The following is a 23,658-nucleotide window of genomic DNA, read 5'->3' on the forward strand; positions in this document are numbered from 1 at the left end:
GCGATCAGAGCTGTTCGAGCAACGCGGCAGCACCCGAGGTCACGGCCTGGCCCGGCGTTTCCTCGATGTTGAGTGCGGTCACCTTGCCATCTTCGACAATCATCGAGTAGCGCTTCGAGCGCACGCCCAAAGTGCCGGCTGAAAGGTCGGCATCCATGCCGATCGCCTTGGTGAACTTGGCATCCCAGTCGGACAGGTAGCGCAGTTTGCCGGTGCCGTTGGTAGCTTTTTCCCATGCCGCCATGACAAAGGCGTCATTGACCGAAATGACCGCGATCTCATCCACACCCTTGGCCAGAATCGCATCGCGGTTTTCCAGATATCCGGGCAGGTGGTTGAGGTGGCAGGTGGGGGTGAAAGCGCCGGGCACGGCGAATACAACCACTTTCTTGCCGCTAAACAGCTCACTGGTGGTTACCTCCGTCATGCCATCGGCTGTGGTTTCCTTGAATGTGGAGTCGGGAAGTTTATCCCCAATTGCAATTGTCACGTCGGCGCTCCCTTGCTTTGCCGTTGATCTCATCCTGAGACATAGGCGATTCCATCCCGGTTGCGAGGACCATCCTCAGAATTATCGCCGGTTGGGTCTTATGATTTTGCGGGAGCGGCGCTTCCGAGATTGGCGCCGATCGAACGCTGGCCGAGTGTGACCACCGCGTCAATTGTGGACAAGTCGAGTTTCCCGGCTTTGTTTGGACGCCGTTCAAGCCGAACCCGCCATCTGGCCACTCCATCGTCATCGCCAAGCAGCGTTGGCGGCGCGAAAGCGAACCCTTCGGGCCCCGCCACGAACAACTCCGGAACAACACCGCGAGGGCGGAAGTTGGGAAGGGTAGCTTCGATTTCGAGCTCATCTCCATCGTTTGTGACTTGCACGCTTTGCAGCCGGAAATCGGATCCCTCAGGCTCCGGCAACAGTGCCACTGCATCGGCAATCATGGTCTTGGCCGCATCCGAAGCTGCAAGCTGTTGCGGCAGATCTATCGACAGCGCGGCTTGGAAGGGAACGCAAATCTTGGCGCAAATGCCGATGAAAGCCTCCGCCCGGATCTCCGCATCGCCCGTCGCCGTACGGCGCAAGGTCAGTGGAAATTGCACCGGTGCAGTGTAGCCGGCCCAGATTGCGTAACCATCATCGACACGGACCGGCGGCGGATAGTGAAATTCCTCCAGCGTGACGCCCTTGCTTTGCGAAAAATCCAGCATCGGCGGAATGCCGGCGCTGCCGGGATCGCGCCAGTAGGTTTTCCAGCCCGGATCGAGGTCTATATCGAGGATGGCGAGCATCGTTCCATCCGCGCGCAGTTCCGGATCCACCACCAGGCGCATCCGTCCCCCCTCGGTTTCGGCCCAACCGCTGTCGAGCGACCAGGATGGCGAAACCGCAAAGGCCAAGATAAGCGCGGCACTCGCCGCCAGACGAAGGACGCGTGAATTAATCCGCGAGGATGAGGCTATCGTGTTCATATGTCCAGTTTAGGCGAATTCGGGTTTTCAAATCCAATCAATCCGGTCGGCGTTCATCATTTTTATGTGACCCTGCGGCATTGGGCCACCGGGTAGGAGCCGGCGATCCGGACGGCTGCGCGGGTTAGACCTTTCCAATCCCCCAAAACTTGGTAGTCTCAGGGTATGCTTGAGATCCAGAACCATTTGTCTCGGCGGACGCGGGGGTGCCTGGATGGGCATTTTCTAATCGCCATGCCCGGAATGACAGACCCGCGCTTCGAACGTACGGTGATTTTCGTTTGCGCGCATTCCGACGACGGAGCGATGGGCTTCATCCTCAACCGACCTCAGGCGCTGCGGTTTTCCGAGTTGATCGAGAATCTCGATCTCGACAGTCAGAAGCGCCGCACCGGCAGCAATAAATCCCGCAAGGTTGGCGTCAGCGATTGCGCCCGCGATTTTCCGATCCAGCTCGGCGGCCCCGTCGACACCGGGCGCGGCTTTGTGCTGCATTCCGATGATTACATGAGCCAGTCAACCATGCCGGTCAACGATGATCTTTGCCTGACCGCGACGGTCGACATTCTACGTGCCATCAAGGATGGCCATGGCCCCCAACGCGGGATCATGCTGCTGGGCTATGCCGGGTGGGGGGCAGGGCAGCTCGAACAGGAGATCGCCGCCAATGCCTGGCTCAGTTGCCCGGCGCGAGACGACATCGTTTTCGATCCGGACCACTCGACCAAATACAACCGGGTGCTTGCGCATATGGGCGTGACACCGGCAATGCTGTCTACCGAGGCCGGCCACGCCTGACGCGGGCATCATTGCAGCGCCGATATTAGCTCGACTTGGAAATCGGAAACCGTTCCTTCAGCAGCTTTTGCACCGATTCCGCGCCAATCGGCGGGCCGAACAGGAAGCTTTGGCCATAATCGCACCCCATCTCCGAAAGCTTGCGCGCCTCCTCTTCCGAAGCCACACCCTCGGCGACCACATTCATGTCGAGCTGCTTTGCCAGATCGACAATCGAGCGAATCAGGATGCCGCCCTTGTCGGACTGATCGATCACCAGGGATCGGTCAATCTTGATCGTCCGGAATGGAAACCGTGTCAGATAGGCGAGCGACGAATGTCCGGTGCCGAAATCATCCAGCGTCAGGCCGATGCCGGCTTCCGAAAGCCGTGACAGGGTCATCAGCGCCTGTTGCGGGTTGTGCATTACTAGGGTTTCGGTCAGTTCCAGCCGGAACCGGGAAGGATCGCAGCGCGAGGCGGAAATAGCCTTGATCACATCGTTGCAGAGGTCGCTCTTTAGCAATTGTGCGCTTGAAAGGTTGACTGACATGAAGACCGGAATTTCCCCGACAGTCTCCTGCCACAGCGCTAAATCGTCCGCTGCCTGCTTGAGCGCATACATCCCCAGTTCGAGAATGAGGTCGGATGCCTCGGCCACGGGAATAAATTCCGACGGCGGCACCGTGCCACGTTTCGGATCTTCCCACCGCAGCAGCGCTTCGAAACCGGCAATTTCGGCGTCCTTGAGCTCGACAATCGGTTGGTAGACCAGCGTCAGTTCGCGCCGTTCGAGCGCCCGGCGCAGATCGCTTTCCAGCCGTTGCCGGTCCGATCCGACCGTGCGGAAGGCCGGACGGAACGGCTCGATCCGGTTACCGCCAAATCGCTTGGCCTGGTACATCGCCAGTTCGGCGTCCTTGACTAGGTCTTCGGGAACTGCGTTGTTTTCCACCCAGGTGACAACGCCGATCGAGGCAGTCAGCCGGATATCCTGCCCGGCAAAATCGATGGGCGCAGAGATCGCCTTGGAGATCGCTTCGGCAAGGGCGGCCACCTTGTCCGCGTCTTGCTCGGAGACAAGTACCAGGCCGAACTGATCACCGGAAATCCGCGCCAGCGTATCCTGCGGCTTGAGCAGCCGCTTGAGCCTGCGCGTCAGCGCCAGCAGGATCGTGTCGCCGACCGACATGCCGAGCTTGTCGTTGACCAGCTTGAAACGGTCGATGTCGATCATGAACACGCTGGGCCGTATATTGGGGATGCGCTCGGCCATGCTGATCATGGTCTGCAGCCGGTCCAGGAACAATTGCCGGTTGGGCAGTCCGGTCAGATTGTCATGCACCGCGTCATGCAGCAGTCGGTCTTCCGAGTTCTTTTGCTCGGTTACATCGATGATCGTGCCGACACAGCGGATGACTTCGCCGTTCGAGCCCAGCACCGGTCGCGCGCGCAGCGCCATCCAGTGGTAATGGCCGTCCTCGGCGCGCATCCTGAACTGGTGGTTGAGCCGTCCTTTGCGGTGCTCCAGCAACACGTCGAGCGTGGTCCGGAACCGGTCCCTGTCGTCGGCGTGAATCCGCGGCAGCCAGATCCGGGCAGGGCCGGCAAGCGATCCGGGTGACAGTCCCAGTTGTGGCGACATGTCCGGCGAGGTGACGACCCGGTCTCGGGTTACGTCCCAGTCCCAGACCGTGTCGCCCGATCCCGCAAGCGCCATGGCCTGGCGTTCCATGTCCGAAAACAGGCCCTGTTGATAGGCGCCGCCGGCAAAGGCATGCTGCATCACCGTAAAGCCCATCAGCAGCACGATCAGCACCAGGCCGCCGCCCAGCGCCGGCTGCACAATATCGTTGGCCAGTTGTCCGGTTACCGTTATCCAGGCGCCAAACAGCCAACACAATATCAGTGCCCAGGTCGGTATCAGCATCACCGCTCGGTCGTAGCGGTTGAAGCCGAGATAGGCGATCAGCGCGACACCGGCGAGCGCTGTGGTCGCAAACGAAATCCGGGCGATGCCCGAAGCCACCGGCGGATCATAGATCGCCACGGCGAACAGCCCGCCAAGGCCCAGGATCCAGGCCACCGTCACATAAGACAGGTTGGTGTGCCACCGGTTGAGGTTGAGATAGGTAAACAGAAACACCACCAGCCCGGTCGCTAAGAGCACTTCGGTGCCCGCTCGCCAGATGCGTTCATCCCCGGGGGTCACGCTGATGAGTTTGGACAAGAACCCGAAATCCACCGAGACATAGGCCAGCACCGCCCAGGCCAGTGCGGCGGTTGCCGGCAGCATCGAGGTGCCCTTGACCACGAACAGAATGGTCAGAAACACCGCCAGCAGTCCGGCGATGCCGAGCACGATGCCGCGGTACAGCGTGTAGGCGTTGACCGTGTCCTTGTAGGCTTCCGGTTCCCAAAGATAGATCTGCGGCAGATCCGGGGCAGCAAGCTCGGCAACAAAGGTGATCACGCTGCCGGGGTTCAGGGTAATGCGGAAGACGTCGTCCTCGCCGCCTTCCTCGACCCGGTCAAGCGCAAAACCTTCGCTCGGCGTAATCCCGAGAATCCGGGTCGAGCCGAGATCCGGCCACAGCAGGCCCGAGCCCACCAGACGGAAATGCGGGGCAACAATCAGCCGGTCGATCTGCTCGTCGGTGACATTGGCCAGCGCAAATACTGCCCAGTCACCCGAATGCTGTGGCGAGCTGGCGCGCACCTCGATGCGGCGGACGATGCCGTCGGCACCGGCGGCGGTGGAAACCTGAAATGCCTCGCCCCGCCGCTTGTAAATTTCGGTCGTCGCGGTGAGGTCAAGCGCGGTGTCATCGCGGCTGATCTTGACCGGCTCGATGGCCATCGCCGGGAGCGCGGTAAACAACACAAGGCACACAGCAAGCAGGCTGAAGACAGCGCGCATGGTGCCGATCGCTGCCGAACCGCAGTGACTGAAAGGGGGAAAACAGTACTTGCAAGTCATCCGCCGGGCCCGGACCTCTTTCTGCGCATGGAATGCCAATCCTCGGCAATCAGCGCATAGAGCAAGTGATCACGCCAGGCGCCGTTGATTTTCAGATAGCCGTTCAAGTATCCCTCGCGCCGGAATCCGATTTTTTCAAGGAGGCGCTGGCTCCTTGTATTATCGGGAATACAGGCCGCCTCGATCCGGTGCAACCGCATCGTGTTAAACACATGGGGAAGCAGCCCGGTCAACGCGTCGTGCATCAGCCCCTTGCCGGCATATTGTTCGCCCATCCAGTAGCCAAGCGTGCAGGTTTCCGCTGCACCGCGTCGGATCGATCCCAGTGTCGCGCCGCCAATGATGCGGCGGTTGGATTTCAGGCAGACGAACAGGGGCAAGGCCAGACCGGCATCCCGGTCCGAATCATAGCGGCGCACCCGATACCGGAAGCTGGCCCGGTTCTCGTGATCATCCGACCAGCTCGGCTCCCACGGCTCAAGAAAACTGCGGCTTGCGGTGCGTAGCCGGGACCATTCGCCGTGATCGGCGACGGTCGGATAGCGCAGGAAGGTTCTTTCGCCATCGATCCGGAAGGCATGCTGTGACCGGTTGCGGAAAAGGAACACCGGCGGCGCCATCACGGTTTCCCTAAAACTCTATTCGGCTGCGGCTGTTCGACCGCTGTGCTGGGCCAAGCTCTGTGCCATATCCGAGATCGGCAACAACTTGCCCACCGGGCCAATCGCCGACACCGAGATCGGGGTGTCGAAAAACAGATGCCCGGCAAGGTCCGAGAGCCGCTTGGGGGTGATGTTTGCGAGTCGTTCCATCAATTCGGTGTTGCTGACGGGCCGGCCGAACAGCAGCATCTGGCGGGCAATCTGGCTGGCGCGTGCCGCCGGACTTTCCTGCGCCATCAGCAATCCCGAACGGACCTGGGCGCGTGACCGGTTGATCTCCTGCTCTTCGACACCGTCGGACGCCTTGGCGAGTTCCGACAGAATCACGGGAATCAATTCTTGCAGATCCTCGGCACCGGTGGCGGCGTGAACCCCGAACAGGCCGGAATCAGAAAAGCCCCAGTGGAACGAATAGACGGAATAGCAAAGTCCGCGCTTTTCCCGCACTTCCTGGAACAACCGCGACGACATGCCCCCGCCAAGAATGTTGGCCAGCAATTGCGAGCAATAAAAATCACGGACCTGGTAAGCCCGGCCTTCAAAGCCGATCAGCACCTGGGCGTCCATCAGATCGCGGACTTCGCGGTAGTCGCCGCCGGTGTAATTTGCAGTCGGGATCGCCCGCAACTGGGTGCCGGTCGGCTTGATCGATTGGCCGAAGCGCTCGTCAACCAGCTTTACATAGGCCTCGTGGTCGACCGCGCCGGCAGCGACAACGACGATCCGGTCGCCGGTATAGTGGCGCGCCAGATAGGCGCGGATCTGCGCCGGGGTGAAGGCCTTGACTGTCTCGGGTGTGCCTAGGATCGGACGGCCGATTGTCTGGTCGCGAAACGCGGCCTCGGTGAAACGGTCATAGACAACATCATCAGGCGTGTCGTTGGCAGCGCCGATTTCCTGGAGGATGACGTTTTTCTCGCGCGCCAGTTCGTCTTCGTCGAACACCGAGTTGGTGAGAATGTCGTGCAGGATGTCGATCGCCACCGGGACATGGTCGCGCAGAACCCGGGCATAATAGGAGGTGGTCTCAGTCGATGTCGCAGCATTGAGCTCGCCGCCGACATTTTCGATTTCCTCGGCGATCTGGCGGGCGCTGCGCTTGTGGGTTCCCTTGAACGCCATGTGCTCGAGCAAATGGGCGATGCCGTGTTCGTCGGCGGTTTCATCGCGCGAGCCGGACTTGACCCAAACGCCCAGCGCGACGCTTTCAAGATGGGCCATCGTCTCGGTGACGACGGTTACCCCGTTGGCGAGAAGCGTGGTTTTTACTGTCATGATGTCACTTTCCGCGGCTCATCGAACGGCCCGGCTATGCGACAGTATATGGGCTTCCACCATCTTCTGTTCACTGGGCAATATGTTGAACCGTTCCTCCCGTTGCATCAGATCAGAGAGCCACGACGGAAGCGCCGGGTCAATACCGCAGGCCAGTTTTACCGCCTCCGGGAACTTTGCCGGATGCGCTGTCGACAGCGTGATCATGGGTGCCGAGGTTCTTTCCATCTTTGCCGCGACAAAAAAGCCCACCGCCGTGTGCGGATCGAGCACATAACCGGTTTCTGCCTGGACCTGCCTGATGGTCTCCTTGACCTGGCGTTCGCTTGCCCTGCCGGCGCGAAACTCCTTGCGGATTGCCTTGAGCGCCGGTTCGGCGATCTCGAATGCGCCCGATTGCTTGAGTCCGGACATGGCCAGGCGCACCGCAGCCCCGTCGCGGTCGCAGGCATCAAACAGCAGCCGTTCGAAATTGGATGAGATCTGGATATCCATCGATGGCGATGTGGTCGCCGTGACGCCGCGCATCTCGTAGCGCCCGGTTCTCAGCGTGCGCGCCAAGATGTCATTCTCGTTGGTTGCCACCACCAGCTTGGCAATCGGCAGGCCCATTCGCTTGGCGCAATAGCCAGCGAAGATATCACCGAAATTGCCGGTCGGCACCGTAAACGAGACCTTGCGGTCGGGTGCACCGAGCGCCACGGCGGATGTGAAGTAATAGACGATCTGGGCCATGATCCGGGCCCAGTTGATTGAATTGACGCCCGACAATTGCACCTTGTCGCGAAACGCAGCGTGGTTGAACATCGATTTGACGATGTCCTGGCAATCGTCGAAATTGCCCTTCAACGCCAACGCGTGCACGTTCTTGGCCTGCGAGGTGGTCATCTGCCGCTGCTGCACCGGCGACACACGGCCTTCGGGAAACAGGATGAAGATGTCGGTCCGGTCGCGGCCGGCAAAGGCGTCGATCGCCGCCCCGCCGGTATCGCCCGAGGTGGCACCAACGATTGTCGCACGAGCATCACGCTCGGCCAGCACATGGTCCATCAGCCGGGCGATCAGCTGCATCGCCACATCCTTGAACGCCAGCGTCGGACCGTGAAACAGCTCCAGCACGAAGGAATTGGGGCCACTTTGCACGAGCGGCGTTACCGCCGGGTGGCGGAATCCCGCATAGGCCTCGTCGATCATTGTGCGCAGCGCGTCGCTGTCGATCTCACCCTCGGTAAAGGGGGAGATCACCCGGTAAGCGATTTCCTGGTAGGACTGGCCGCGCATGGCGCGGATGTCCTTGCGTGAGAACTCTGGCCATTCGCGCGGCACATAGAGCCCGCCGTCGCGGGCCAGGCCCGCCAGCAGTGCGTCGCTAAAACCAAGGGCGGGGGCTTCGCCCCGTGTCGAAATATAGTCCACAGACATGGTCTCCGGGTGGTGGACGCGGATCGCGCAAGATGAGATAACGCCGGTCGATTTTTAGACGCGCGGCTGATATAGACCATGGGCGGTCGTCATGCAAAGGCCATACACCGGCTGCAGGCTCCGCCTTCGGTCCGAGATTGAATTGAAGGTAGGTATATCGTGTCAAAAAGATTATTGCGTTTTGTTCCGGTGTTGCTTGGAGCGGCCCTGATTGCCGGCTGTACATCTCCCAATCCGGGTGCCCTTCTCAATTCCGGTGCGGCCAATCAGCAGTCGGGGATTGACCCGGTCACAAACTCCGAAGTGGTGCAGGGCGCCTGTCCGCAGGTGCTGTTGCGTGAAGGCACGGCCTTCTATCGCACCTACCAGAAGGGCGGAGATGGTGATCCTGCCAAGGTCATGCATCAGGCCTCGATCAGCGACACCACCCGGCAATGCCGGATCAGCGGTGATCAGATGATTGCCACTGTGGTTGCATCGGGCCGGGTCGTCACCGGACCGGCGGGCAAGTCAGGCCAGATCGATGTCCCGGTGCGCGTCGTCGTGCTCGATGGTGAAAACGTGCTGTATTCCGAATTGCAGAAGCAGCCGGTTGTGGTGGCAGAAGGCGGGCCGGCGGCTCAGTTCATCTTTACCAATTCCACCGTCACATTCCCGGCCACCGCCTCACGGACAGCAAAGATGTATGTCGGATTTGATCCAGGGCCGTACGACACGCCCTGAGTGAGAAGCTGGCCTACAGAAGCTCCGACCATTGCCCCAGCGCTTCGACGGTGGCGGGCAGGTCCACCATCCGGCTGATGACGGTTTCGGCGCCAGCCTCTGTGAGCTTGTCGGCATGGCCGGGGTAGCTGTGGGCGCCGCCGGTGAAGCCGATCACCCGCATGCCGGCGGCTTTCGCCGCGTGAATGCCGTGTACCGAATCCTCGATCACCAGACAATTTTCCGGGTTGGCGTCAAACTGCGCCGCGCCGTGCAGGAACACGTCCGGCGCTGGCTTGGTGTGCCCCTCGCCAACATCCTTGGCCGAATATACATGCTCGCCGAACAGACGGTCGATCCCGGTTCGTCCCAGCATTGCCTTCAGGCGGTGCGACGAGGAATTCGAGCAAATGCAGCGTGGCCCCGGAATCCGGCTGATCGCCTGAGCCGCGCCGTCGATGGCGCGCACTTCCGCCGCCAGGCGCTTGTCGAGCAGCGGTTCTGACGCGTCGAGCAGTGAGGCCGACAGCGGAATACTCGTTTCCTTCTCGACCTCGAACAGGATGTCCTTCCAGGTCAGTCCGGCAAAGCGCTCGGCCAGCTCCTCAGGCGTGATCTGATAACCGGCTTCGGCCAGGAGCACCGATTCGACCTCGGCTGCGATGATCTCGCTGTCGACAAGCACGCCGTCGCAATCAAAAAGAACAAGCTCGAAACCGGCCATGGGAGAATTCCTGTCTGGGGAGGGAATGGGGCAAACGCCACCGGACCTATAACATGCCATGGTTTCAGGCAAGGGACGCGCCGCTCTCAGGTGCTGCCGATGTGCCGGTAAATGACGTGGTGCTCGGGTCGTTCACCGGATGTTTACCCTGTTCGGTAACCATGAAGCTCAGTTGTTGCGTTTGTGTAATGTGAGTATCCCATGGCCCGTTCCGTATCGCTTGCCGAAGTTCAGACTGTCAAAGCCGCGCGTCAAACCTGGCTCGACACCATCATCAAGGGTGATTGCGTTGCCGCCCTCGAAGCGCTCCCCGATAATTCCGTCGATGTGATCTTCGCCGATCCGCCCTATAATCTTCAGCTTGGCGGTGATCTGGCGCGCCCTGACCAGTCGGTGGTCGATGCGGTCAATGATCATTGGGACCAGTTCGAAAGCTTCGCCGCCTATGACGCCTTCACCCGCGCCTGGCTGCTCGCCTGCCGCAGGGTGCTCAAGCCCAACGGCACGATCTGGGTGATCGGTTCCTATCACAATATTTTCCGTGTCGGCACGCAGTTGCAGGATCTCGGCTTCTGGCTGCTCAACGATGTTGTCTGGCGCAAGACCAACCCGATGCCGAATTTTCGCGGTCGCCGGTTTCAAAACGCCCACGAAACCATGATCTGGGCTTCGCGCGACCAGTCGGGCAAGAGCTACACCTTCAATTACGAAGCCATGAAGGCCGCCAATGACGACGTCCAGATGCGCTCCGACTGGCTGTTTCCTATCTGCACCGGGGCGGAACGGCTCAAGGGCGATGATGGCAAGAAGGTTCACCCGACCCAAAAGCCGGAAGCGCTTCTGGCCCGCGTGCTGATGGCCTCGTCCAAACCCGGTGACGTGGTGCTCGATCCGTTCTTCGGCTCCGGCACCACCGGTGCTGTGGCGCGGCGGCTTGGCCGGCATTTTGTCGGCATCGAGCGTGAACAGGATTACATCGACGCCGCCCGCGCGCGCATCGATGCGGTCGAACCGCTTGGCAAAAACGAACTCACCGTGCTTACGGGAAAACGCGCCGAACCGCGCGTGGCCTTCAATGTGCTGATCGAGGCAGGTCATGTGAAGCCCGGCGATGTGCTGCATGATGCCAAGCGCCGGCACAAGGCAATTGTCCGTGCCGATGGCACGCTGGTGGCGGACGGACAGGCCGGCTCGATCCACAAGGTCGGCGCCCATGTGCAGGGCCTGGACGCCTGCAACGGCTGGACCTTCTGGCATGTCGAGAGCGCAGATGGCCTGACGCTGATCGATGAATTTCGTGCCACCATCCGCAAGGAGATGGCCCGCGCCGGCTAAGCTCAATCACCACAATTTACAGGTCCGGCGGGCGTCAAGTACCTTCAGTCACCGCCGTGATAAACGCCCGGAATACGCATGCGTGTTCCGGGCGTTCGTCTGTCGGCTTGCAGGAAAGATCGCGGCCTGTCGATCAGCACCGACCAATCCGTGCGAGGCGTTTATGGGGTCAGATGACGCCCAGCCGCGTCAGGTCCTGCCGCAATGTTTCGGGATCCGTAAACAGCACCGACTGCCAACCGGCGGCTATGGCGCCGTCGACATTCTTCTGGCTGTCATCAATGAACAGGCAGGCCTCCGGCTCCAGGTCGAAGCTCTTCGCATGGGTGTCGTAAATCGCCCGGTCCGGCTTGATCAGGCCGATTTCGCCGGACACGGTGACGCCGCGCGGCACATTGAGAAACGGATACATCTCCCGAGCCTCAACAAATGTGTCGGAAGCAAAATTGGTCAACATGGTGACATCGCGGCCCTGCTGGATCAGATCGAGCATGATGTCGACGCTGTCCTGATAGGCATGGCTGACCATTTCACGCCAATGGGTGCGGAAAGCGCGGATCAGCTCCGCCTTCTCGGGATGTTTGTCGATCAGCAGCGCTTCGGCTTCCGCCCAGCTGCGGCCGCGGTCCTGCTCGATGTTCCATTCATGGGTGCAGATTGTTTCGAAAAACCGGTTGCGCTCTGCTTCATCCGGGATCAGTCGGCTGAACGGAATATGCGGGTCATAATGGATCAGCACCTTGCCGATATCGAACACGATGTGGTGGACGGGTCTTGAATTTTCGGTCATCGGACGCCTTTTTGGAAGAGATCGGGAAGGGCTGCGGAAAGCGCCTTCTTCATCACGGTTGGCAATGCTTCGCCGGACAGGGATTCGCGCGCGCTCCACCATCCGGCGTGGTCAGGTTCGTCGCTGACAACGGCATGAAACACCTCAAGCCGCAATTCAAAATGTGTAAACACGTGTGAAATGACGCCCTTGTCGCGCCAGCCGGCGGCAAAGGGGGCTGCGCCTTTGCCGGTCGCGCCATCGGCGCGGACGGTCCAGTCGCTGGTGGGGATGCCGCTCATGCCGCCAAGCAGGCCCTTGTCGGGACGCTTGACCAGCAGCACCGCACCATCCGCTCGTTCGGCGACAAACGCCGCACCCCGACGCATCGGCTTTGGTTTTTTGGGCGCCTTGACCGGGAATTCCTGCTGCCTCCCCGCATGCCGTGCGCCGCAGTAAGCAGTCAGCGGGCACAGCACGCAGGCCGGGCGTTGTGGTGTGCAGATCGTGGCGCCGAGATCCATCAGGCCTTGCGCGAAATCTCCCGGTCGTTTCAGCGGCGTGGCGCGGCCCACAAGTTCGCGGATCTCGACCTTGGCCGCGGGCAGCGGTGTCTCGATCTGATAAAGCCGTGAGAACACTCGCTCGATGTTGCCGTCGACCACCGCCGCAGGGTGATCAAAGGCTATCGCCGCGATGGCTGCCGCCGTATAGGGACCGATGCCGGGCAGGGCGCGCAAGCCATCCTCGGATGCCGGAAAATGGCCACCATGCTCGACCGCCACCATTTCTGCGCATTTTTTCAGGTTCCGTGCCCGCGAATAGTAGCCCAGCCCCGCCCAGGCCTTCATCACGTCTTCGGTGTCGGCGGCGGCGAGATCAATCACGCCCGGCCAGCGCTCGATGAAGGCTTCGAAATAGGGTTTGACGGTTTGCACCGTAGTCTGCTGCAGCATGATTTCCGACAGCCACACACGGTAGGGATCGTTGCTCGCGCCATCCGCTCGCGCCAAAGGGCTCACGCGCCAGGGCAGGGCGCGCGCGTGCCGGTCGTACCAGGCAAGCAGCGCCGGCGCGATCAGGTCGGCGGGGGCCGGGATAACGGTATTGGCTGGTGACATCAGACTCATGGTGCGGTGCAAGGGATTGAAGACATGTCTTAATGCGCGCGGTTGCGAACGCAAGTCGGGATCATGTCGTGCCAAACAACCCGGTGCAATCAGCCGCAAGGGTTTTTCCGTCATCATGGTGCGGAAGTCGACAGTCGACCGGAAGTGTCTACTGTGGCAGCGCATTCAAATAGAAAGCGTGAGAAGTGGACGGAGAAACGGCAGACTGGCATCCCCCCGGAGGGACGCCAGTCAATACTTGATACCGCTCAGAACCTAAATTCTTCCCCGGCCGGCCAGCAGCCAGATCAGCAGGCCAATCACCGGCAACAACAGAATGATCAGTATCCACAGCAGCTTTCTACCCGTCGAACCGCCACCCTTGATGATCTGGAGGATCGCCCAGATGTCGAGGACCAAAATAATGATGCCCAAAATTCCGCTGTATTCAAATCCCATCTCAATATCTCCAAATATGGTCGTCCGAAATGATGCGTTGCATTTAGCAAACTGATTTGCCCGGAAATGGTTCCATCAAAGCGACACAGGGACCCTGGGGCATGGGCGCTGGTTCACCAGACAGACGCGCACTTACACGTCATTCTGCGTTATTGCCCGCCGGTTTGGCAGCGGTGAGCGCTTTTCATCATCGCGTTTTCGCGCTATCCCGGTGACCAGACAAGTCTGGCAAGGCGACACGCCGGCTAGCAGATGAGCAGAGGCAGAGCTGTGGCCAAGCCGTTTACCCGCAAGGGCAGTCAGCAAATTGCGGAAATAGCCAATCACCTGATTGACCCGATCTTGGCCAAGCGGGCTGGCATCAACACGTTGCTGCTGGGCTCCTGGGACGAGATCGCCGGCGAACAGTTCGCCGGCTGTTCGCGTCCCGAGCGCATCCGCTGGCCGCGTCAGGACAGCCCCAACGAGGTCGGCGGCGGCTTTTCCCCAGGTGTTTTGACCATTGCCTGCGAGGGCGCGCGGGCGTTGTTCCTGATGCACCAGGAGGCCGAGCTGATTTCCCGGGTCAACAGTTTCTTCGGGTTCCGGGCAATCTTGCAGATTCGTATCGTGCAAAAGGCCATTCATGCGCCAACCCACAAGCCCGCCGCGCGTCCGTTAAGCGCCGCCGATAAGCAGCGGCTCGCCGATATGCTTGCTGATGTCGAGGATCCGAAATTGCGGCAGGCGCTTGAAAAGCTCGGGCAGGGGGTCATCGGCCGCCGGCCGAAACCCTGAGCCGATCACGGCTGCGTGATCATTGAGCACTTGTTTGGCCACATTTCAGGTTATAGGAGTTGGGACGAATTTGGCGAGCGCGACAGTGACGCGGAAGCCGGGCGCGGCCAGGAGGCAACAAAGCTGCTGAGCGCGTGAGTGACAATATTCTCGAATAATGGGTGATTTGCATGTTCCGTTTGACGTCCCGACTGACCGCCGCTGCGTCGGTATCGCTGCTCGCCTTGACCCTGTCGGCCTGTGCGGACTCTTCCGACGACACCGCCAACGCGTCCGAGCCGACCGAAACCGTCGCACCGGTGGAAACTGCTGCAGCGCCCGCGGAAATGATTGTTGCACAGGCTGAAACCACCGCCGCTCCGGCCGATACGGCAACTGCGCCGAAGACCGAAACCAAGGCTGCAGCCGTCAAGGCGCCCGAGCCTGATGGCGAGGTTGATGTCACCAAGTTGATGGAAGCCGGACCGCTCAAGGATATGGTCATTGGCGACGACAGCGCGCCGGTCACCATCGTCGAGTACATGTCGATGACCTGCCCGCACTGCGCCGCCTTTCACGAAACCAATCTCAAGCCGCTGATCGATAAATACATCGACTCCGGCAAGGTTCGTCTCGTGCTGCGCGAGTTTCCATTCGATCCGCGCGCTGCCGCGGCCATCATGCTGGCCCGTTGCGCTCCTGAAAACCAGTTTTTCCCAATGGTCGACGTCTTGTTCCAGCAGCAGCGGAACTGGGCGACAGCGGCGGATGGGCGCGAAGCATTGTTGCAAATCGCCCGTTTGGCAGGTTTTACACAGGACTCCTTCGAGGCTTGCTTGACGAACCAGAAACTTCTGGACGATGTGAATGCGGTAAGAACCAAGGCCGCGGACGAGTTCGGGGTGCAATCCACGCCAACTTTCTTCATCAACGGGAAGCGCTATCCGGGGAACATGTCGATTGAAATCATGTCGGCGATCATCGACCCGCTGCTTTAAGCGGGTTTCGCATCTTCGCACCCTGCAACCGGGTTGCAGGGTCGGGATCGGTGTGCCGATATTCCCCCATGACCGGGAGACCCGGTCATGAAGTTTACCAAGCTGCGTGTTCTGGGCTTCAAGTCCTTCGTCGAGCCGTCTGAATTCGTCATCGAGCGCGGCCTGACCGGCGTGGTCGGCCCCAATGGCTGCGGCAAGTCCAATCTTGTCGAAGCCATGCGCTGGGTGATGGGCGAGAATTCCTACAAGAACATGCGCGCATCCGGCATGGACGACGTCATCTTCTCGGGCTCGGGCAACCGCCCGGCGCGCAACACCGCCGAAGTCGGCCTCTATCTCGATAATTCCGACCGCACCGCGCCCGCCGCCTTCAACGATTCCGACGAAATTCAGGTCACCCGCCGGATTGAGCGCGAATCCGGTTCGGTTTACCGCATCAATGGCAAGGAAGCCCGCGCCAAGGATGTGCAACTGCTGTTTGCCGATGCATCGACCGGCGCGCGCTCGCCGTCAATGGTCGGGCAGGGCCGTATCGGTGAACTGATCCAGGCCAAGCCGCAGGCGCGGCGGCAATTGCTCGAAGAAGCGGCCGGCATTTCCGGTCTGTATTCGCGCCGTCACGAGGCCGAATTGCGCCTGCGTGCCGCCGAGACCAATCTCGAGCGGCTCGACGACGTCACCTCCGAGCTTGAATCCCAGATCGAAAGCCTCAAGCGCCAGGCGCGGCAGGCCAACCGCTTCAAGATCCTCTCTGCCGAAGTGCGTCAGGCCGAGGCGACGCTGCTGCATCTGCGGTGGTCGCTGGCCAAGGCCCAGGAAGGCGAGGCCGAGAGCACGCTGGCGCAGGCAACCTCAAAGGTCGCCGAACTGGCCCAGGCGCAGATGGAGGCCGCCAAAAACCAGGCGGTCGCCGCCCACAAGCTACCGGAACTGCGTGACAGCGAAGCCGCTGCTGCCGCAGCGCTACAGCGCCTGCAGATCGCCCGCACCCAGCTTGACGAGGAAGCCGATCGCATCGAGCGCCGCCGTGCCGAACTCGACCGGCGACTGGCGCAGCTCAAGGCCGACATCGAACGCGAGGAACGCCTGATTGCCGACAATGCCGGGGTCATGGCGCGGCTGTCGGCGGAAGAAGCCGAATTACGCGCGGCACTCGAAGGCAGTGGCGCCCGCTCCGCCGAACTAAAGGCCAGTTTCCTGGCGGCCCAGGCAAAGCTCGCCGAAAGCGAAACTTCGCTTGGCGTTGTCACCGCCGAGCGGGCCGAAGCCGCAGCCGAACGCACCCAGCTTGAACGGGTGCTGCGCGAGGCCGGCGAACGCAAGGCACGGCTCGAACGCCAGATCGCCAGCCAGGATGCCGATCTCGCCACTATTGCCGAGCGGATCGCCGGGTTGCCCGATCCGGTCGCCAAGCGCGTTGAAACCGAAGCAGCCGAACAGGCGCTGGCTTCGGCCGAGGCCGCGCTGGCAAAAATCGAAACCGCGCTTGAAACTGCCCGCGAGGCCGAAGCCGCCGCGCGCCAGCCGGTCACCGAGGCCAAGGCCCGGCTCAATGCGATCGAGACCGAGGCCAAAACCATTGCTCGCATGCTCAATGCCGGCCAGGGGGCGGAACTGTTTCCGCCGGTGGTCGAGAAGATCAAGGTCGATCGCGGTTATGAAACAGCGCTTGGTGCAGCGCTCGGCGACGATCTCGATCTGCCGCTTGATCCGGCTGCACCAGCGCATTGGGCCGGCATCGCCCCTGACAGCCAGGACCCGCACTTGCCTGACGGCGTGACGCCGCTGTCGACCCATGTCCGCGCCCCGTCCCAGCTTGAGCGCCGTCTCGCTCAGATCGGGCTTGTCGCAGATATTGAGCACGGCCATGCGCTGCATGCGTCACTCAAGCCCGGCCAGCGGCTGGTGACCCGCGACGGCGCTTTGTTCCGCTGGGATGGCTATGTGGCTTCCGCCGACGCCCCGACACCGGCGGCGATGCGGCTCGAGCAGAAAAACCGTCTTGCCGAACTCGACGCCGAGGCTGTCGAAGCAACCAGAGTCCTTCGTCAGGCCGAGGAGGCATTGCGGGCAAGCGAAGAACAGGTTGCCGCACGGGTTGGCGAGGGGCGCACAGCTCGTGACCTGATCCGCGACGCCAGCCGCAACCTCTCTCGGGCCCGCGACGAACTGGCCAACGCCGAGCGCGCCTCGGGTGAATTATCCAATCGCCGCGCGGTGCTGACTGAATCGCGCGCCCAGATCGGCGCGCAGCTTTCGGAAACAGAACAAGCTATGGAGCAGGCGGCCACCGCGCTCAAGGCCTGCCCGGATCTCGCCGCGCTCGATGCGGCGCTGACCCAGGTCAATGCCGAGGTTGCCACCGACCGTGGCGCGGTCGCGGAGGCTCGTGCGGCCCATGAGGGGCTGGAGCGCGAAAACGCTGCCCGCGTCAACCGGCTTGAGGCGATTGCCGCAGAACGCGCCGCCTGGACCGATCGCGCCGCCAATGCCGAAAGCCATCTTGCTGGCCTTCATGCCCGCTTCGATGAGGCGACAACCGAGGCCACCGGCATGGCCGAAGCGCCCGATGAAATCGCCGTGCGCCGCCGGCAACTGATGCACCAACTCTCGGAATCGGAAAAACGCCGGAAGGAAGCCGCCGACACGCTGGCGCTGGCCGAAACCCGCTCGCGCGAGGCTGACAAGATCGCCACCGAAGCGATTGGCCACCTGTCTCAGGGGCGCGAGGCAAGGGGCCGCGCCGAGGAACGGCTGATGGCAGCCAGGGAGCGCCGTGAAGAGGGCGAAGCACGCATCCGCGAAGCGCTCAATTGCGAGCCACACCACGCGATGCGCCAGACTGGCCTCGCCGCCGACGCGCCGATACCCGATTCTGCCGTCATCGAGCGCAGTCTCGAACGACTCAAGATCGAGCGCGAGCGTCTCGGCGCCGTCAATCTGCGGGCAGAGGAAGAGCAGACCGATCTCTCCAACCGGCTCGAAACCATCATCACCGAGCGCGAAGACATCATCGACGCGATCAAGAAGCTGCGTGCCGGCATCCAGGGCCTCAACAAGGAAGGCCGGGAACGGCTGCTGTTGGCGTTTGATGTGGTCAATTCCCAGTTCCAGCGGCTGTTTACCCACCTCTTCGGTGGCGGCACGGCGGAACTGCAACTGATCGAGTCCGACGATCCGCTGGAAGCCGGTCTCGAAATCCTTGCCCGCCCGCCCGGCAAGAAACCGCAGACCATGACGCTGCTGTCAGGCGGCGAGCAGGCGCTCACCGCCATGGCGCTGATCTTCGCGGTGTTCTTGACCAACCCGGCGCCAATCTGCGTGCTCGACGAGGTCGATGCGCCGCTCGACGATCACAATGTTGAGCGCTTCTGCAACCTGATGGACGAGATGGCGGCGTCCACCGAGACTCGCTTCGTCATCATCACCCACAACCCGATCACCATGGCGCGGATGAACCGCCTGTTTGGCGTCACAATGTCCGAACAGGGTGTCAGCCAACTGGTCTCGGTGGATTTGCAGACCGCCGAGCAATTGCGCGACGCAGGCTAAAGCGCTGGGTTGTCGGACAGGGCAGGACATCCCTCAAAGCTGCTTCCCGTTCAATGACTTGCAGAGTTCGCTTGAATCAGTTTCCTAGCTTTGCGTCCGCGGGCAGACAAAATCCCAGGGCACTCAAGCAGTGCGTTGAATCAACCTATTAATCTCTCACGCCCGGGGCGGTTTGCGTTATGCCAAGCCCCGGCAGGTAACGGTCAACATGGTCTTCCCACAAGAGTGGATGAACAGGGCCTGGTGACCGTTGTTCCTGCCGCGTATCCTCACCGGTGAACTCACCTTGAGGGCGCCCTGAGCCATTCTCTGAAGGCCTTTTTTTAAAGGGCAGAGATCAGCGCGTTGGTGACCCGGTCCTGGGTTTCTTCGTCAAGATAGGGATGCATCGGCAGGCTGAGCACGCATCCCGACAGCATGTCGGTCACCGGCAGCTCGCCGCCGGCAATTCCGTGATGACTGTAGGCATCCTGCTTGTGCAGCGGCTTGGCGTAATAGACTGCCGTCGGCACGCCTTCGCCTTTCATCCGCGCCTGAATGGCGTCGCGGTCAGCGCCAGCGGGCAGCTTGACCGTATATTGCGCCCAGACCGATTGCAGCCCGTTTGGCACAGCTGGGGTGGTGACATGCGCGCCAAGCTGGGCCGAATAGCGCGCCGCGATGCGGTTGCGCGCTTCGATTTCTTCGTCGAAGATCTTGAGTTTCTCGATCAGGATCGCCGCCTGCATGGTGTCGATGCGACCTGTCATGCCAATGCGCACATTGTCGTACTGGCTCGTACCCTTGCCGTGAAACAGGATCGAGCGCAGCGTCTCGGCCAGTTCGGCATCGTCGGTGAAGATCGCGCCGCCATCGCCATAGGCACCCAGCGGTTTGGCCGGAAAGAAGCTTGTGGCCGTCGCCATCGCCAGCGTGCCGACGCGGCGGTTGTGATAGCGCGCGCCATAAGATTGCGCGCCGTCGCCCAGAACCCAAAGGCCTTCGCGGCTGGCGATCTTGCCGACAGCGTCGTAATCGGCCGGAATTCCGAACAGATCGACCGGAATAACCCCCACCGGCTCGTGCCCGGCCTCTCTGGCGGCAGTAATTGCAGTTTCCAGCGATGCCGGGTCCATGTTGAAGGTTTCGGCGTCAACATCGACAAACCAGATATGCGCGCCGAGCCAGGCCACCACTTCGGCCGTGGCGACAAAGGTAAATGACGGGCAGAACACGGCCTGGCCAGGCCGGAGGTTCCGGGCCATCAACACCATTGCCAGCGCATCTGTGCCCGACGAACAGGCGACCGAATGCACCGCGCCGCAATGGGCCGACAGCTGTTTTTCCAGCTCCGCCACTTCGGGACCCATGATGTATTGCCCGTGATCAAGAACCCGCGCGATCGCCGCATCGACGCGGTCACGGATGAGCGCTTGCTGCGCGGCAAGATCAACAAAACGAACGGGGTCGAGAGGCGTGGATGTCATGGTGCAGCGGTCTCCGGGCTCAATCCTGTTGTATCTCCCGCCGCGAGCCCAGAGCGGTAGGTTTGATCACTCTGTTAATCGGTCGCGTCAGCCGGGTCTATATCCCCGCGCACCGAATGCCCGCTTCATGGCCGTGCGACCATCACTTTGCGTTGCCTGTAGTGATCTGGCGTGAGCCCGGGCCGGTACTTCCGAACCGGTAACGGGTGAGGATGAGTGGGCCGGCAGTCAGTCGCGCGCACTCCATTCATGACGGTTGCGCAAGAAAGCTGTCAAGATCTTGATCCTTTGGATCGATTTAGTCGCCCAATTGGAGGAATTGCGCATTGTAATTCGCTCGTCATGCGATAAGCACCGCGTAGACGGGTTGGCGAATACATCGTTGTCGCGGGATCGGCTGCCACCTCAGGCGAGGTGCCGGTATCGGCTCTGATATGGCGATGCGCTGTGGAAGAAGGACGATCGGTGATGACGAAATGGGTCTATAGTTTTGGCGACGGGCAGGCGGAAGGCTCTGCCGCGGACCGCAATCTCTTGGGTGGCAAAGGCGCCAATCTCGCCGAGATGTGCAACCTCGGCCTGCCAGTCCCACCGGGATTGACCATCACCACTGAAGCCTGCGTCTGGTATTATGACCATGATCGCAAACTGCCCGGCGGCTTGGAGCAGGCGGTCGCTGACGCCCTCGTCAATGTCGGAAAGATTGCCGGCCGTACCTTTGGCGATCCGGAAAAGCCGTTGCTGTTGTCGGTACGCTCGGGCGCGCGTGCGTCGATGCCCGGCATGATGGACACGGTGCTCAATCTCGGCCTCAACGACGAAACCGTTAATGCGGTGGCGCGCGATTCGGGCGACGAACGCTTTGCCTATGACAGCTACCGCCGCTTCATCCAGATGTATGCCAATGTGGTGATGGGGCTCGATCACGAAGTTTTTGAAGAAATTCTCGAAGACGAGAAGGCCCGGCTCGGCCACGAGCTCGACACCGATGTGTCCGCCAGCGAATGGCGCGAGATCATCGCCCGCTACATGGCGACCATCGTCGAGGAACTCGGCGTACCGTTTCCGCAGGATCCGCACCAGCAATTGTGGGGCGCCATCAGCGCGGTGTTTGCCAGCTGGATGAACGCTCGCGCCATTACCTACCGGCAACTCCACGACATTCCCGCGTCCTGGGGCACGGCGGTCAATGTTCAGGCCATGGTGTTTGGCAATCTCGGCAATCACTCCGCCACCGGCGTTGCGTTTACCCGCAATCCGTCGACCGGCGCCAGCGAGTTGTACGGCGAGTTCCTGGTCAACGCCCAGGGCGAGGATGTTGTCGCCGGCATCCGTACGCCGCAATCGATCACCGAAGCGGCGCGGATCGAGGCTGGTTCCGATCGGCCTTCGCTGGAAAAGCTGATGCCCGAGGCGTTTGCCGAATTTCTCGCCATCTGCAACCGGCTCGAGCACCATTACCGCGATATGCAGGATCTCGAATTCACCATCGAGCGCGGCAAGCTGTGGATGTTGCAAACCCGTTCGGGCAAGCGCACCGCCAAGGCGGCGCTGAAGATTGCCGTCGACATGGCTGCAGATGGACTGATCACCCGCGAAGAAGCCGTCATCCGGATCGACCCGGCCTCGCTTGACCAGTTGTTGCACCCGACCATCGATCCGCATGCCGCGCGCGATATCATCGCCTCGGGCCTGCCGGCTTCGCCAGGGGCTGCGACCGGCGAGATCGTCTTTACCTCCGAAGAGGCGGTGGAAGCCGCCAAGACCGGCCGCAAGGTCATTCTCGTGCGGGTGGAAACCAGCCCCGAAGATATCCATGGCATGCATGCCGCCGAAGGCATCCTGACATCACGCGGGGGCATGACCAGCCACGCCGCCGTTGTTGCCCGCGGCATGGGCACGCCGTGCGTCTCCGGCGCCGGAGGCCTGCGCATCGACAGCCGCAACCAGACCCTGGTGGCGCTTGGCGTCACCCTGAAGGCGGGTGATGTGATCACGCTCGATGGTTCCACCGGCCAGGTGCTGAAGGGCGAGGTTGCCATGCTGCAGCCCGAACTGTCCGGTGATTTTGGCCAGATCATGGAATGGGCCGACGCCACCCGCCGCATGAAGGTGCGCACCAATGCCGAAACCCCGGCCGACGCCCGTGCCGCGCGCTCGTTCGGCGCCGAAGGCATCGGCCTGTGCCGCACCGAGCACATGTTCTTTGACGGCGACCGCATCACCGCCATGCGCGAAATGATCCTGGCTGACGCCGAAGCCGGACGCCGCGCAGCCCTTGCCAAATTGCTGCCGATGCAGCGTTCGGATTTCATCGAGCTGTTCGAGATCATGAAAGGCCTGCCGGTTACCATCCGGCTGCTTGATCCGCCGCTGCACGAATTCTTGCCCAAGACCGAGGAAGAAATTGCCGAAGTGGCGACGATCATCGGTGTGACGGCAGACAAGCTCGGCCAGCGTGTTGATGAACTGCATGAATTCAATCCGATGCTCGGCCATCGCGGTTGCCGGCTGGCCATTTCCTACCCGGAAATTGCCGAAATGCAGGCGCGTGCGATTTTCGAAGCCGCCGTCGCTGCCGCCAAATCCACCGGTGCACCGGTGGTGCCGGAAATCATGGTGCCGCTGGTTGGGCTGCGTGAAGAGCTCGATTTCGTCAAGGCGCGGATCGATGCGGTGGCGCGGGACGTCATCGCTGAATCCGGCGTGGAGCTCGAATATCTGGTCGGTACCATGATCGAATTGCCGCGCGCTGCCATTCGCGCGCATGCGATTGCCGAAGTTGCGGAGTTCTTCTCCTTCGGCACCAACGACCTGACCCAGACCACCTTCGGTATCTCCCGCGACGATGCGTCTTCCTTCCTGATGACCTATCAGCAGAAGGGAATCATCGAGACTGATCCCTTCGTCACCATCGACATCGATGGCGTAGGTGAACTGGTGCGGATCGCATCGGAAAAGGGCAGGGCAACCCGCCCGGACATCAAGCTCGGCATCTGCGGCGAGCATGGCGGCGATCCGGCATCGGTGCGGTTCTGTGATTCCATCGGTCTTGACTATGTAAGCTGCTCGCCGTTTCGGGTGCCGATTGCCCGCTTGGCCGCAGCCCAGGCGGCCATCGCCAAGAAGGTCTGAGGCGGCCCAAAGCCCGAGCTTTACACGTCCGCCGGCAGTTGCGCGCAAATGCGCCGCAGCCGGCGGTGCT

Annotated in this window: 18 protein-coding genes; 7 read left to right on the forward strand and 11 right to left on the reverse strand. The window is 61.5% G+C overall.

From position 1 onward, the window contains the following. Window positions 1-4: 4 nt before the first annotated feature. Together ACK6D9_RS09885 and ACK6D9_RS09890 are read right to left on the reverse strand one after the other, a co-directional pair. Window positions 5-490, reverse strand: coding sequence for a peroxiredoxin (locus tag ACK6D9_RS09885; RefSeq protein WP_412051534.1), 486 nt, complete (start codon window positions 488-490; stop codon window positions 5-7). Between the two features lie 98 nt (window positions 491-588). Continuing rightward, window positions 589-1,467: a protein-disulfide reductase DsbD domain-containing protein gene (locus ACK6D9_RS09890; protein WP_412051535.1), complete on the reverse strand. Its 879-nt coding sequence runs from the start codon at window positions 1,465-1,467 to the stop codon at window positions 589-591. Between the two features lie 243 nt (window positions 1,468-1,710). Between ACK6D9_RS09890 and ACK6D9_RS09895 the strand changes: the two genes are divergently transcribed. Next, a complete protein-coding gene (locus tag ACK6D9_RS09895) occupies window positions 1,711-2,265 on the forward strand; it encodes a YqgE/AlgH family protein (protein WP_412051536.1) in 555 nt (184 codons plus the stop codon). Window positions 2,266-2,290: 25 nt separating this feature from the next. On the opposite strand, the gene ACK6D9_RS09900 is transcribed toward ACK6D9_RS09895, so the two are convergent. The 4 genes from ACK6D9_RS09900 to thrC are packed head-to-tail and all read right to left on the reverse strand — an operon-like array spanning window position 2,291 to window position 8,583. Next, entirely contained in the window at window positions 2,291-5,164 is a 2,874-nt protein-coding gene (locus ACK6D9_RS09900; protein ID WP_412051537.1) for an EAL domain-containing protein, read from the reverse strand. Window positions 5,165-5,220: 56 nt separating this feature from the next. Continuing rightward, complete coding sequence (locus tag ACK6D9_RS09905; RefSeq protein WP_322988591.1) at window positions 5,221-5,844, reverse strand: GNAT family protein; 624 nt, start codon at window positions 5,842-5,844, stop codon at window positions 5,221-5,223. 18 nt (window positions 5,845-5,862) lie between these two features. After that, the gene (locus ACK6D9_RS09910; protein ID WP_412051538.1) at window positions 5,863-7,161 is read right to left on the reverse strand and encodes a M16 family metallopeptidase; all 1,299 of its coding nucleotides are present in this window, start codon (window positions 7,159-7,161) and stop codon (window positions 5,863-5,865) included. An 18-nt stretch (window positions 7,162-7,179) separates the two neighbouring features. After that, on the reverse strand, window positions 7,180-8,583 hold the full coding sequence (gene thrC / locus ACK6D9_RS09915; RefSeq protein ID WP_412051539.1) for a threonine synthase: 1,404 nt from the start codon (window positions 8,581-8,583) through the stop codon (window positions 7,180-7,182). A 159-nt stretch (window positions 8,584-8,742) separates the two neighbouring features. Here thrC and ACK6D9_RS09920 point away from each other — a divergent pair, with 159 nt between their 5' ends. Beyond that, on the forward strand, window positions 8,743-9,306 hold the full coding sequence (locus ACK6D9_RS09920; protein ID WP_412051540.1) for a hypothetical protein: 564 nt from the start codon (window positions 8,743-8,745) through the stop codon (window positions 9,304-9,306). 13 nt (window positions 9,307-9,319) lie between these two features. Here the strand turns inward: ACK6D9_RS09920 and ACK6D9_RS09925 are convergent, their stop codons facing one another. Beyond that, complete coding sequence (locus ACK6D9_RS09925) at window positions 9,320-10,009, reverse strand: HAD family hydrolase (protein ID WP_412051541.1); 690 nt, start codon at window positions 10,007-10,009, stop codon at window positions 9,320-9,322. Window positions 10,010-10,210: 201 nt separating this feature from the next. Here ACK6D9_RS09925 and ACK6D9_RS09930 point away from each other — a divergent pair, with 201 nt between their 5' ends. Then, window positions 10,211-11,344, forward strand: coding sequence for a site-specific DNA-methyltransferase (locus ACK6D9_RS09930; RefSeq protein WP_267655975.1), 1,134 nt, complete (start codon window positions 10,211-10,213; stop codon window positions 11,342-11,344). Between the two features lie 169 nt (window positions 11,345-11,513). Here ACK6D9_RS09930 and ACK6D9_RS09935 read toward each other — a convergent pair whose 3' ends face one another. The 3 genes from ACK6D9_RS09935 to ACK6D9_RS09945 all read right to left on the reverse strand — a co-directional run bounded on the left by ACK6D9_RS09935 (window position 11,514) and on the right by ACK6D9_RS09945 (window position 13,681). Then, window positions 11,514-12,134, reverse strand: a complete 621-nt coding sequence (locus ACK6D9_RS09935) for an HAD family phosphatase (RefSeq protein WP_322988596.1) — start codon at window positions 12,132-12,134, stop codon at window positions 11,514-11,516. After that, a complete protein-coding gene (gene mutY / locus ACK6D9_RS09940) occupies window positions 12,131-13,234 on the reverse strand; it encodes an A/G-specific adenine glycosylase (RefSeq protein ID WP_412051542.1) in 1,104 nt (367 codons plus the stop codon). The genes ACK6D9_RS09935 and mutY overlap by 4 nt, the downstream gene beginning before the upstream one ends. 264 nt (window positions 13,235-13,498) lie before the next feature. Further along, window positions 13,499-13,681, reverse strand: coding sequence for a PLDc N-terminal domain-containing protein (locus tag ACK6D9_RS09945; RefSeq protein WP_267655977.1), 183 nt, complete (start codon window positions 13,679-13,681; stop codon window positions 13,499-13,501). A gap of 252 nt (window positions 13,682-13,933) precedes the next feature. Between ACK6D9_RS09945 and ACK6D9_RS09950 the strand changes: the two genes are divergently transcribed. From ACK6D9_RS09950 to smc, 3 genes are all read left to right on the forward strand, one after another. Continuing rightward, window positions 13,934-14,458 carry a DUF721 domain-containing protein gene (locus ACK6D9_RS09950; RefSeq protein ID WP_412051543.1) on the forward strand — a complete coding sequence of 175 codons (525 nt, stop codon included), beginning with the start codon at window positions 13,934-13,936 and terminating at the stop codon, window positions 14,456-14,458. Window positions 14,459-14,628: 170 nt separating this feature from the next. Beyond that, window positions 14,629-15,435: a DsbA family protein gene (locus ACK6D9_RS09955; protein ID WP_412051544.1), complete on the forward strand. Its 807-nt coding sequence runs from the start codon at window positions 14,629-14,631 to the stop codon at window positions 15,433-15,435. 87 nt (window positions 15,436-15,522) lie between these two features. Further along, entirely contained in the window at window positions 15,523-18,987 is a 3,465-nt protein-coding gene (smc, locus tag ACK6D9_RS09960) for a chromosome segregation protein SMC (protein WP_412051545.1), read from the forward strand. 323 nt (window positions 18,988-19,310) lie between these two features. On the opposite strand, the gene ACK6D9_RS09965 is transcribed toward smc, so the two are convergent. Beyond that, window positions 19,311-20,453 carry a DegT/DnrJ/EryC1/StrS family aminotransferase gene (locus tag ACK6D9_RS09965; RefSeq protein WP_412051546.1) on the reverse strand — a complete coding sequence of 381 codons (1,143 nt, stop codon included), beginning with the start codon at window positions 20,451-20,453 and terminating at the stop codon, window positions 19,311-19,313. Window positions 20,454-20,921: 468 nt separating this feature from the next. Here ACK6D9_RS09965 and ppdK point away from each other — a divergent pair, with 468 nt between their 5' ends. Continuing rightward, window positions 20,922-23,588 carry a pyruvate, phosphate dikinase gene (gene ppdK / locus ACK6D9_RS09970; RefSeq protein WP_412051547.1) on the forward strand — a complete coding sequence of 889 codons (2,667 nt, stop codon included), beginning with the start codon at window positions 20,922-20,924 and terminating at the stop codon, window positions 23,586-23,588. Window positions 23,589-23,658 lie beyond the last annotated feature (70 nt).

Source organism: Hoeflea sp. Naph1 (assembly GCF_046837775.1).
Classification (GTDB): domain Bacteria; phylum Pseudomonadota; class Alphaproteobacteria; order Rhizobiales; family Rhizobiaceae; genus Hoeflea.